At 62.2% G+C, this 12,213-nt stretch carries 5 protein-coding genes; 2 read left to right on the top strand and 3 right to left on the bottom strand.

Annotated features, from left to right (window positions below):
* The first annotated feature begins 17 nt into the window (after nt 1–17).
* The gene (gene uvrA, locus JIN84_RS07270) at nt 18–5,951 is read left to right on the top strand and encodes an excinuclease ABC subunit UvrA (RefSeq protein WP_200350368.1); all 5,934 of its coding nucleotides are present in this window, start codon (nt 18–20) and stop codon (nt 5,949–5,951) included.
* Nucleotides 5,952–5,999: 48 nt separating this feature from the next.
* The gene (locus JIN84_RS07265; RefSeq protein ID WP_200350367.1) at nt 6,000–6,710 is read left to right on the top strand and encodes a DUF1826 domain-containing protein; all 711 of its coding nucleotides are present in this window, start codon (nt 6,000–6,002) and stop codon (nt 6,708–6,710) included.
* Nucleotides 6,711–6,727: 17 nt separating this feature from the next.
* On the opposite strand, the gene JIN84_RS07260 is transcribed toward JIN84_RS07265, so the two are convergent.
* The 3 genes from JIN84_RS07260 to JIN84_RS07250 form a co-directional block, all read right to left on the bottom strand.
* Complete coding sequence (locus JIN84_RS07260; protein WP_200350366.1) at nt 6,728–10,276, bottom strand: LamG-like jellyroll fold domain-containing protein; 3,549 nt, start codon at nt 10,274–10,276, stop codon at nt 6,728–6,730.
* Between the two features lie 362 nt (nt 10,277–10,638).
* Nucleotides 10,639–11,007, bottom strand: coding sequence for a VOC family protein (locus JIN84_RS07255; RefSeq protein ID WP_200350365.1), 369 nt, complete (start codon nt 11,005–11,007; stop codon nt 10,639–10,641).
* Between the two features lie 94 nt (nt 11,008–11,101).
* On the bottom strand, nt 11,102–12,064 hold the full coding sequence (locus tag JIN84_RS07250) for a helix-turn-helix transcriptional regulator (protein ID WP_200350364.1): 963 nt from the start codon (nt 12,062–12,064) through the stop codon (nt 11,102–11,104).
* Nucleotides 12,065–12,213: the final 149 nt, after the last annotated feature.

Below are 12,213 nucleotides of genomic sequence, written 5' to 3'. Positions count from 1 at the left end.
GACTCTTCCACTAGCGGATGGCGGGTTTGCCGCTATTCTCGGGCGTGCCCAAAGACGCCCCCAAATCCGCTCCGACCACTCCAGGCCAGGTCATCCGCCTGCGCGGCTGCCGCCAGCACAATCTCCAGGGATTCGATCTGGATATTCCGCTTGGCAAGCTTTCCGTCGTCACGGGTCCTTCGGGATCGGGCAAATCCTCGCTGGCCTTCCACACTCTCTACGCGGAAGGGCAGCGCCGTTACGTCGAGACGTTCTCGCCTTATGTCCGGCAGTTTTTCGACCGGATGGACAAGCCGGATGTCGATTCCATCGAGGGCATTCCTCCTGCCATCGCCATCGAGCAGAAAAACCATGTGCGGACGACCCGCTCGACCGTCGGCACGCTCACCGAGATCAACGACTATCTCAAGCTGCTCTTCGCCCGTCTCGCCATCGGTTACGACCCCTACACCGGCGAGACCATCCAGCCGGATTCCCCCGAATCCGCCGCCGCATGGGCATTCGCGAATTTCGCGGGACAGTCCGTTCACATCACCTTCGCCCTGCCCGTCCCGCCCGAGGCGAAACCTGAGGAGATTTTTCCCATCCTGAACCAGCAGGGCTACCTCCGCGTCCTCATCGGCGGAAAAATCCACCGCACCGACGAACCCCTCGATTCCGGAACCTCAGGGTTGGGGCCGCAAATCCATGTTCTCCAGGACCGGCTCAAGGTCACTCCGGAAAACCAATCCCGTCTGCTGGAGGCGCTCGAAGCCGCCTTCCGTCTCGGCAAGGGCCATGCCACCGTCCATTTGACGGAAAGCTCCGGCTTGAAATCGGAAAGCTCGCGCTCGTTCAGCACGAGTTGGACGAATCCCGCCACAGGCTTCACCCTCCGCCCGCCGACCGCGGCGCTGTTTTCCTTCAACTCCCCGCTCGGTGCGTGCCCGAAATGCCGTGGCTTCGGCCGGGTCATCGGGATCGATCTGGAGAAAACCATTCCTGACAAATCCCTTTCCATTGCCCAAGGGGCCATCAAGCCCTTCCAGGGCGAGCGCGGAGACGAGTGCCTGCGCGACCTCGTCAGGAACTGCAAGGAGCGGGGCATCGATACCCGGTGCCCGGTCGAGGATCTGACGGAGGCCGAGCTGGAATGGATCTACTACGGAGATCGTAAGACGGAGAATCTGACTCCCGAACAGCTTGAGGACCTCTGGCAATCCGGCAACTGGTATGGAATCAAGGGCTTCTTCGACTGGCTGGAAACCAAGGCCTACAAGATGCAGGTCCGGATCTTCCTCAGCCGCTATCGTTCCTACACCACCTGCTCGGAATGCCGTGGCCGGCGCCTCCAGCCGGAGTCCCTGTGTTTCAAAATCGAAGGCAAAACCCTCCCGGAACTGTGGGCGATGTCCATCAGCGACCTTCTTCCGTGGTTCTCCGCGTTGGTCGCCTCTTCCGCTCCACTGATCAACGAGCACACCGCGCTCGGCACTCCGGATGCCACGCTGAAGCTTGTCCTGACGGAAATCACCTCCCGCCTCAGCTACCTTGACCAGGTCGGCCTCGGTTACCTCACGCTGGACCGCACCACCCGCACCCTCTCGGGTGGCGAGGTCGAGCGCGTCAATCTCACCACCTGCCTCGGAGCTTCCCTGACAGGCACCCTCTTTGTGCTGGACGAGCCGACCGTCGGTCTCCACCCCCGCGACATCGACCGCCTCGTCGGTGTCATGCACAGCCTCCGCGACAAGGGCAACACCCTCGTCGTCGTCGAGCACGAGCAAGCCGTCATGCAGGCGGCGGACCAGCTCATCGACATCGGTCCCGCCGCCGGATCGGAAGGCGGCACGCTCATTTACCAAGGTCCGGTGACTGGCGGGGGAGTGCCAGGTGACCAGTCATCAGTGACCGGTGCAAGAGGGAAGAAAAAGGCGGTCGCTTCCAAAAACATTTCCACTTCTCCGGCGGTGGGCACCCTTCCTTGGTTGACCGGTGCGAAATCCATCCCGGTTCCGGCCTCACGCCGCAAGCCTTCGAAGAAGGTGCTCTCGATCAAGGGCGCGACGCGGCACAACCTGAGAAAGCTGGATGCCGAGATCCCGCTCGGTCTCTTCGTCTGCCTCACCGGAGTTTCGGGTTCCGGCAAATCCACGTTCGCACACGACGTGCTTTATTTGAATCTCGCCCGCAAGCTCGGCCAGGAAGCCGAGGGCGACGCCGCTCCGATCAAATCCCTCACCGGCTCCCAGCATCTGGCCAGCGTCGAGCTTGTCGATCAAACGGCGGTCGCACGCACCCCTCGTTCCACACCGGCGGTTTTCCTCGGTGCCTTCGATCCCATCCGCCAGCTTTTCGCCCTCACCCCGGAAGCCCGCGCCCGCGAGCTGACCACCGGATTTTTCTCGTTCAACTCCGGTGCCGGCCGCTGCGACCGTTGTGCGGGAAACGGCTTTGAAAAGGTGGAGATGCAGTTCCTCTCCGACCTCTACGTCACCTGCCCGGACTGCAACGGGAAACGCTACAAACCCTCCACACTCGACTATCATTATCTTGGAAAGTCGATCCATGACATCCTGGATCTGACGGTCGCGAACGCCATCGCATTTTATTCCGAAGTCGCCGGCCTCATCCCGGCGCATGCCAAGCGCCACCAGCAGATCGTCAAACTGCTGGAACCACTTGTCCAGGTCGGCCTCGGCTATCTCAAGCTCGGCCAACCGCTCAACACGCTTTCCGGTGGCGAGGCCCAGCGGCTGAAACTCTGCCAGCTCCTCGCTTCCACCGAAACGCAAGGCTCCGCCCGTGGAAAACTTCTCATCCTGGACGAACCCACCACCGGCCTCCATTTCTCCGACATCGAAAACCTGCTCACGGTTTTCCAGAAACTCGTCGATTCCGGTCACACCCTGCTGGTCATCGAGCACAACCTCGATGTGATCAAATCCGCCGACTGGCTGCTCGATCTCGGTCCGGAAGCCGGAAAACACGGTGGCCAGCTCGTCGCCACCGGTCCACCCGAACAGGTTGCGAAACTCGACACCCCCACCGCCGGGTTCCTCAAACAAGCCCTCGCCGGCGTGACGAAAGGAGCGGAGGGTTCCACCGGGTCTTCCTCTTCACTCCCGCTTCCCAACCCGGAACTCCCGGCTTCCTCCAACTCCATCACCCTGCGTGGCGCGCGGCACCACAATCTCAAGAACATCTCGCTCGACATCCCGCGCGACCAGCTCGTCGTGATTTCGGGCCTCTCCGGTTCGGGAAAATCCACCCTCGCCTTCGACATCCTTTTCGCCGAGGGCCAGCGGCGCTTCCTCGACTCCATGTCTGCCTACGCCCGGCAGTTCGCCGAGCAGTTGGAAAAACCCGAGATCGACCAGCTCCAGGGACTTCCGCCCACCGTCGCCATCGAGCAGCGCATTTCCCAAGGCGGCGGAAAATCCACCGTCGCCACCGTTACCGAGTTGTGGAATTTCATCCGCCTCCTCTACTCCAAGCTCGGCACCCTCTATTGCCCGGACTGCCATGTCCCGGTTGAGAAGCAGTCGCTGGCGGCCATCGAAAACACCATCCGCGACCACTTGAAAAGCGGTGCTGTCAGATTGCTGGCTCCCATCATCCGCGGTAAAAAAGGCTTCCACACCGAGATCGCCGAATGGGCGGTGAAACAGGGATTCACAAGCCTGCTGGTGGATGGCGGATTCCAGGAGGCATCAACCTTCACCCGCCTCGAACGCTTCAAGGAGCACGATATCGACGTCGTGGTTGCGGAGGTTTCGAACGACCGGCAACCGGTGGCTGGTCGCAAGGTGGGGAAAAAGAATGCTTCTTCCCATGTGTCGTCCTCTTCACCGGTCACCGATCATCTGGACCTGCACACCCTCATCCCCCGTGCGCTCGACATCGGAAAAGGCATCATCAAACTCCACACCGCGGATGGGAAAATCCACCTTCTCTCCACCCACTCGAACTGTCCGAGCTGCAACCAGTCGTTCGAAGAGCTCGATCCACGCCTGTTTTCCTTCAATTCTCCGCACGGCTGGTGCCCGGAGTGCCGTGGCCATGGCCGGGTGCCGAAGCGCCGCCAGCATCTCGACACCTCGCGTTTCGACACCGTGTTGGAGGCCGAGATGGATGCGGACCGCGCCATCGACCGCATGGAGTCCAACGAACTCACCGAGTGTCCCGCCTGCCACGGTTCGCGTCTCAATCCCACCGCCTCCGCCGTCCGCCTGCAAGGATCACCGCCGGCGGGTGGCCGGGGTGGCAGGTTCTCCACCCCCATCTCCGCCCTCGGAAAACTCTCGATCAACTCCGCCACCACCCATTTCACGGACCTGACGTTCACCGATTCCCGCGACACTCTCATCGCCCGAGACATCCTGCCGGAAATCCGCCAGCGGCTTACCTTCCTGCAGGAAGTGGGCCTCGGCTACCTCCAACTGGATCGCTCGGGAAACACGCTGTCCGGCGGAGAATCCCAGCGCATCCGCCTCGCCGCCCAGCTTGGATCCAACCTCCGTGGCGTGCTCTACGTGCTGGACGAGCCCACCATCGGCCTCCACCCGCGCGACAACGCCGCCCTGCTCAAGACCCTCATCTCCCTCCGCGACCAAGGGAACTCCCTCATTATCGTCGAGCACGATGAAGACACCATCGTCGCCGCGGACCACCTCATCGACCTCGGTCCCGGCGCGGGCCGGCTCGGCGGGGAAATCGTCTACCAAGGAAAGCCGCCCGAGATTCCCAAAGCGCCAGGTGATCTGCCACCAGTGGTCGGTGGAAAAGGTAGGAAAAAGCACTCCACTGGCAATTCTTCCTCACCGGCCACCGATCACCCCGTACTTGCCGCTTCTTCTTCCCCGACCTACCGCGCGCTCTCCGCCGTGATGCATCACCCGCTCCGTGGATCACGCCGCGCCGTGGGGAAGGACCACCCGTTCCTCACCCTCGCCGGTTGCCATGCGAACAATCTGAAAAACGTCGATGTCGCCATTCCCCTGGGCCGCCTGACCGTGCTGACGGGTATCTCCGGATCCGGGAAATCGTCGCTCATGCACTCCTGCATCGCGGCGCTTTTCAAGAACGAGGCCAAGACCACCCGCGTTAAAAAATCAGAACTTCCTTTCGGCAAGACCAGCGGGGAAAAGCTGGTCAAGGCCACCTTCGAGGTCGATCAGTCACCGATCGGCAAGACCTCGCGTTCCTGTCCGGCGACCTATGTGAAGGTGTTCGATCACATCCGCGCCCTGTTCGCCCAGCTTCCGGAAGCACGCATGCGCGGCTTCGACGCCTCGCGGTTCTCGTTCAATACCGAGGGCGGACGCTGCCCCGACTGCAAGGGCAACGGCCGGGTTAAGCTTGAGATGGATTTCCTTCCCAGCACCTGGGTCCATTGTGAAACCTGCAACGGCCAGCGCTACAACCCCGCCACGCTGGAAGTCACCTTCAGGCAGAAAAACATCGGTGAGGTCCTCGCGATGACCATCGACGATGCCGCGGCGTTTTTCGAATCCCAGCCACGGATCTCCCATCCGCTCAAGCTCATGGCGGATACCGGTCTCGGTTATCTCCAACTGGGTCAGGCCAGCCCCACCTTGTCCGGTGGCGAGGCCCAGCGCATCAAGCTCGTCTCCGAACTCACCAAGGGTCGCGGCACGAAAGCCACGCTGAACAACGCGGCTCTCACCCAGCGCAACCTCTACCTCATCGAGGAGCCGACCGTCGGCCTGCACCTCGAAGACGTGCAACGCCTCATTGACGTGCTCCACCGCCTTGCGGACGAAGGGCACACGGTGGTCGTCATCGAGCACCATATGGCCGTCGCCGCCGAAGCCGACTGGATCCTCGACCTCGGCCCGGAAGCGGGCGAGGCCGGCGGCCAGATCATCGCCCAGGGTACGCCGGAGAAAGTGGCGAAATCGAAGACCTCGCGGACGGCACCGTTCTTGAAAACCGCCCTGCGGATTTGAGACAGCCCGGCGGGTTGATTCCCGCTTCCGCTTTTCCTACGTTCCGGCATGTCCACCTCCACTCCGCCAGCCGAGCATCCGAACGTGCGTCGTGTCGCCAGTTTCGAGGAACTTCTCACCACTCCGTTCGCGGATGGGGTGAACGCCCTTTGCTGGGAGCGGACGCTTGCCGGAGACTATGCGGGTGTGATCGAAAAACTGGCGCTTCCCGGCGGTATCATTCCGGTGGAGGACCTGCTGCTTGAGGAAACATCCTGGTCTCCCGCCTGCCAGATGGCGGTGGATGCCATGCTTGCCGACCTGGATCTTCTCCGCCGGCATGGACTGTTTTCCGAACTCAATGGCATCACCGGTTACGAGCGCGACGAGGACCCCGGCCTCCTGCGCACCGATGTTTACTCCTTTCACGTGGACACCGCCACCGATGAGGCGGACACGTGGCTGTGCACCTACCTCGGTCCTTCCAGCGAAGGTCTCGGAAAGGACCAGGCCCGCCGTCGCGTGGACGATCCCGCCGTCCGCGCGATCCTGCTCAAGGACTACGGCGGGCCGGATGATGCCGGTTTCCTCGAATACCTCGCGGACCATTGCTACGATCTCCACTATGATCCTCTTCCCGGTGCAAGCCCGTTCACTTTCGGGGTGGGGAATCTCTGGCGGATCGCCGTGGATTATCCGGGAAATTCCGCATCACCCTGTGTTCATCGTGCTCCGGAAAGTCTCCCCGGTTCGCCCGCCCGCCTCTTGCTCATTGCCTGAGAATTCCGTGATCGCCGCTATTTCGTGACGAGGATGCGGTAGAAGCGCTTGGGGTGGGTGGCTCCGCCGCTGTCGGTCACCTGGAGGTCGCCGCCGGTGCCGGGAAGGTTCGCCGCAGGGACGCCCGAAGTGAGCACGGTTTCCCAACTCGCAGCGACAAGTGTGTCGGTGGCCTGCACGGTGTAGTAACGTCCGTTGATGGTCGGGAAGGTGATGGTGCGGTCATCGCCCTCGGCGAGAAGGCTGGCGATGCCGAGCTTGCTGGAGGGATTGTTGGGCAGGGTGCCGGAGATGTATTCGCTGATGTTGTCCCAGCCGTCACCATCGGGATCGGCGTTGTCCGCCGCGCTGCCGGTGGCGGCGGTGGTGCCGAAATGACCGAGCCGCCACGCTTGGATGGAGCCGAGCGGGCTGTAGAGGAAGTTTTCGGGTGCGAGCGCGCCGTTGGTCAGCCGGACGTCGTCGATGTGGCCGAAGAAGCGGTCGGTGTGGCCGCCGTTGTGGAGGCCGCGTGCGATCGTGATCGTCCCGGGATCCCAGTCGCCACCATCACCCGCACCGGTGGAAATGGCGGGATTCGCGCTGGCGGAGATGTCGCGGGTGCCGAGAAGCGTGTACGCCGTGGCACCATTGCTGATGTTTTTCAGATAGAGTGAAAGGGTGTCGCCGTCGGATGTGGCGGCGACGGCGTGCCATTTCGCATCCTGGATGGTGTTTGCGGCGGTGGTGATGTCCCAATTGTTTCCCGCCGCATCGGTGAACATGAAGCGCAGGCCTCCGTTGGGTACCACTGTGAAATAAATTGCGGCGAGTGCCGGATCTCCGGCGAAGGCTCCCCGGCTGTCGCGACCGATGAAGGTCTGGTAGCCGTTCGTGGCATCGTCGGGCCGGATGGCGGCCTCGATGGTCCACGTTTCCGGGCTCCAGCTTGCCAGGGAGGTGCCGGTGGAGGTGATGGAGGGGTAGGCACCCGCGTTTTGGATGCTGAGGGAGTTGGCGATGCCGGTCTGCGGTGTGGTGCCGGATGGCACCTGCGGACGGTACCACTGCCAGTTCCCTGTCCAGACCGAGAGGTGGTTGCCGTTTCCGGATTGGTCGAAGAGGCTTCCCTGATACTGGTTGTCCGTGGTGCGGGCGTAGGGAACGTAGGTGTTCGGGGAACCTTCTTCGAAGTTCCAGTAGGCGACGGTGCCGGGGGCGATAATGTTTTTCGCCTCCAGATTCACATGGAAAATGTAGTCTCCGGCGAGCGGGGTGACACTGGTGCCGAGCGTGCCGGCGACGTTGCCCCGGAAGGCGGTGCCGCCCGCGTAGGTGCCGGTGCGCTTGCTGTTCATCTCGAAATAAGGATCACCGGAGAGTGGCGCGATTTCGAAGTAGTAGGTCGTGGCAGGTTCGAGCCGCACGGCCATGCCCGAGACGTTGAACGTCAGGTAGCGCCCGGTGCCGCCCGTGCCGCTGCCGGTGAGGGCCGTGCCGTCATACACCGCGGTATATCTCAGAAGCGGAGTCTTGGTGGTGCCGCTCATCGTGCCGATCTGGAATTCCCACTGGTCGCCCGGCTGGATGTCGTAGCCCGATCCATTGGGAGTGACGGTGGGCCAGTTCACGTGCTGGACGGTGAAGGACTGGAGGAAATACCCCTGGGCGCTGGTCCCTGTCGTGAAGGTCTGGCCTTTGCTGCTCCGGTCCTCCGCAAGGTAGGTCGACTCATCATTGTCGGCGGCGTTGGTTGTGCCGTTGATGGTGTCGGGTTCGCCGATGTTGCTGGCGAAATGATAGGCATCGTCGTCATCCGTGACGGGGGCGGTCGTGCTGGAAGTCACGGGAGCGGCCAACGGGGCGTGGATCTGGATTTTCACCGTGGCATCCGAACTCGCACCGGAGGGATCCGTGACGCGGATGATGAAGGTGTTTTCTCCACCGCTGCCCGCGCCGGGTTGTCCGGTGAGGGTGCCGTTCGCCGCGACCGCCAGCCAGGCGGGGCCGTATAATTTGGAAAACGTGAGAGGATTCGAATCCGGATCGCTGGCGAACGGGGCGACCGTCTGGGGCGCGAAAGGCTCCAGCGCGCTGACTGCCGGCAGCGTGATGACCGGCTGTGAAAATACCGGCGCCTGATTGGCGCTCTGCCCCCACAGCGACCAGACGTCCGAACCGGAGAGGGCCTTGCCATAAATGCGGAAGTCATCCACGCGTCCGTTGAAAAGCGGGTCCGCGGACTGGCTTTTGCCGATGTAGTTGTTCGTGGCTGGGAAATGGGCGGGACTGGCGTCGAGATCGAAAGCGGAACCCGCCGGCTTTCCGTTCACATAGAGAGTCATATAGTTGCCATTCAACACCGCCGCCAGATGGACCCATTGTCCGGTGGTCAGGGCGGGGGCGTTGACTTGGTATTCCACGTCCCTGCCATTGATGCTGTCCTTCAGCGCCAGCCGCAGGGTGTTGTCGCCGGATTTGGGACTGAGGAACAGGTATTGGTAGGTGTTCGAGCCGAGGTCGAAGACGCGCTGCCAGTTGCCTCCTCCGTCCCAGTTCACCCAGGTCGCCACGGTGATGTCTCCGGCGCGCCCGACCGGGTCGGGAAGATCGATGTAATCATCCGTCCCATCCAGATCCACGGCCTGACCGGTTTTTCCGGCGACGTAGGCGGGCGAACCGATGGCGGTGCCGTGGTTCAGGCCGAGGGCGTCGCCGGGGTTGCCATTGAAGTTCCATTGCCCGAGTGGTGCGGCCGCATGGACCCATAGCTGGCGGGGGCGGCTGTTCAGGGTTTCGTTCGCGCCGGTGACGGTGCAGCGGTAGCTTCCCGCGTCGGCGGCTTCGGCATTGGCGATCCTCAATCTCGGGCTGGTCGCTCCGGAGATGTCGCCTCCGTTCGTCAGGGGAACTCCGTTTTTGGACCACTGCCATGACGCCGCCATGGGAGACTCCACGCGGAACTCGGCGGTCTCACCCGCCACCACCCCCTCATTCCTCGCTTCCCGGGTGAACGAGAGGATGCCCATGTCCGCGCGGATGCCGGCCATGATGCGGGTGTGCCAGTGCCGCTCGATGACGCCATCCTCGTTGTCATAGTTGTAGCCGCTGGGCCAGACGGCGTGACCATCGCCATGCAGTCCGTCTCCGAAGTCATTATAAGTGTCGAATTGTGCCTGGTTGCCGTATCTGCCCTTCCAGACGCCGCCCGAGATCAGGTTGCCGTAGTTCGGGCCGGTGCCCATGCCGAATGTGTGTGCCGCCTCATGAAACACGACGCGTTCATTGCGGATGCCGCCGTAGCCCATGTAGCCGCTGTAATTCGCCTCCGCCGTGGGAATTCCGGCGTTGTAATTCACGCTCCAGTGCTTGTTGAACGAGCCGTACTGGTTGTAGAACGCGGCCGCCACCGCCACCGAGTTCGCCACCTGTTGTGTCTGCGGGGATGATGCGGGATCGAAATTAAGATTGTAGGTGATGTCGGCCCGCAGCGCGGGGACTGTGACGGCTGACAAAAGGGCGATGGCTGACGCGAGCCGGATTCCCGGCGACGCGGCGGGGCGCTCGAAAGAGGTGGGTTTTGACATGAGGGAAGAAGCCGATGGGTTTGGACGATCGAATGCGGAGATGCCGCCGTGGATGAACACGGAAACGACAGGCAAACGCGCGGTGGGTTTTGACAGACGGGGTGTCCCGTTGGAAAACCGAGGGAGACCTTTCAATGGCTAAGTTCCCACATAACTTACTCTGCCGCAACGACCCATTGGGGGGAGGTGTCCGGGCTTCTTTTTGCCGAACGCTGAGTTTACACTCGAAAATCATCCTAAAACGCCGTTCCTCATGGAAAACGGTCTTCTGAAATCGACGCATCCCGCTCGTGGCGGGATCCGGCCTTTTTCTGATTCCCGCCCCGTTGTGCAGGACAACGGGGCGGGTGATTCGGGCCGTCTCAGGACATGCTGTGCAGGCCGACGATATTTCCTTCCGGATCGCTGAAGATGCCGATGAATCCGTGGGGGGCGATGTCGAAGCGTTCCTTCAGGACCTTGCCTCCGGCGGCGGGGATGCGGGAAAGGACTCCGTCCAGATCTCCCTCGACGTTCAGGTAGACGATCGTTCCGCCGGGGCCGGGGTTGTGGCCGTCCATCTGGGTGAGTCCTCCGCCCACGCCGCTTTCGGCATCGTAGGGAAAGATCGCCATGTTGCAGCCGGAGGACGGGGTTGTGAGTTCCGCCTTGAGGATGGTGCTGTAGAATTCGGTGGCCTTGGCGAGGTCGTTGGTGAAGATCTCGAACCAGTTCAGTGCGTTTGTTTTCATAGGGATGGTGGTTGTTTTTGGTTTCGCGCGCCCTTGTTGCGGGCGACGAAAGGATTCCACCACGGCCTGCTGACAACCCTATGTCAGCAGGGTTTCAAACGACGGAAAATTCTTCCGCATGGCGTGCGGCCACGGCGAGCGCCGCGTCGCGGATGCCATCGCGAAGCTCCGGCGGCTCCACCGCTTCCACGCGCGTTCCGAATCCCAGCAGCCAGCCACCCAGCCATTCGCACGAATAGGTCAGCAGTTCCAGCCGAACACGCCCGTCCTGTTGGATTTCCTCAGAAATCCGCGTGCAGGGGATTTCTCCATGAAAGCGCTCGAGCGCCCCGCGCTCGACGATGACCGTGGCCGGGGTCAGTTCATGGTTTTCGATGCTCTTCCGCAGGAACTCCTTCAAAAGAAAACCAGAGTGTTCCTGGAAACATTCATCCATCACCTTCCAGCTCGCCATGCGGTCCAACCGGAAATCCCTGACCTCCTTGCGCAACCGGCACCAGGCGATGAGATGCCACCGCCGGGCGTAGAATACCAACCCGAGCGGCTCCACCAGACGCTCCGTGATGTCGCCCTGGCTGGCGGTATTGTAGCCGATCCTCAGACAACGTCTCCTGACAACCGCATCCTGTATCGGCATCAGGGACTCGCGCTTTCCCACATCATGGCTCTGGCGGAACGAGACGCTGACCTTGTCCTTCAACTGGTGGAGATAGTCCCTTTTCTCCTGTGGCAGGACGGATCGCACCTTGAGCAGCGCGGACTTCAGCGACTGGCTCAGGGAATCGTCGGCAATCTGTTCCGTGACCACGCCGCTCATGAAAAGCGCCGCCGCCTCGTCCTCGGTGAACATCACCGGCGGCATGTGGTAGCCGCGCATCAGGCTGTAGCCGATGCCCGCCTCGGCGATGATCGGCACCCCAGCCTCGCCAAGGGCGGCGAGATCCCGATAGACCGTCCGCACGCTGATCTCGAAATGCCCGGCGATCTGCTCCGCCGTGATCACGCGCTGCCCTTGCAGCAGCAGGATCATGCCGGTGAGTCGGTCGATGCGGTTCATTCGTGAGCACTCCTATCAGGCGGGGAACCGCGGACAAGCGGCGATTGCCGAAAGCAAGGGGCGTCGCCATTCTGACGACCGCTCCGGCGAACTGCCGAGAGACAGCATCCCCGGCACGCTGCGTTCAGAATGAACGCGCCACTCTTTGC

The sequence above is a fragment of the Luteolibacter yonseiensis genome (assembly GCF_016595465.1).
GTDB lineage: Bacteria > Verrucomicrobiota > Verrucomicrobiia > Verrucomicrobiales > Akkermansiaceae > Luteolibacter > Luteolibacter yonseiensis.
Note: the sequence above shows the minus strand (reverse complement) of the source record. Positions and strands in the feature narration are given on the sequence as shown.

What these genes read in the sequence shown, in the direction of transcription:
- uvrA (WP_200350368.1), top strand. Translation starts at nt 18, where the DNA reads ATGGCGGGTTTGCCGCTATTCTCGGGCGTGCCCAAAGACGCCCCCAAA.
- JIN84_RS07250 (WP_200350364.1), bottom strand. Translation starts at nt 12,064, where the DNA reads ATGAACCGCATCGACCGACTCACCGGCATGATCCTGCTGCTGCAAGGG.
- JIN84_RS07265 (WP_200350367.1), top strand. Translation starts at nt 6,000, where the DNA reads ATGTCCACCTCCACTCCGCCAGCCGAGCATCCGAACGTGCGTCGTGTC.
- JIN84_RS07260 (WP_200350366.1), bottom strand. Translation starts at nt 10,276, where the DNA reads ATGTCAAAACCCACCTCTTTCGAGCGCCCCGCCGCGTCGCCGGGAATC.
- JIN84_RS07255 (WP_200350365.1), bottom strand. Translation starts at nt 11,007, where the DNA reads ATGAAAACAAACGCACTGAACTGGTTCGAGATCTTCACCAACGACCTC.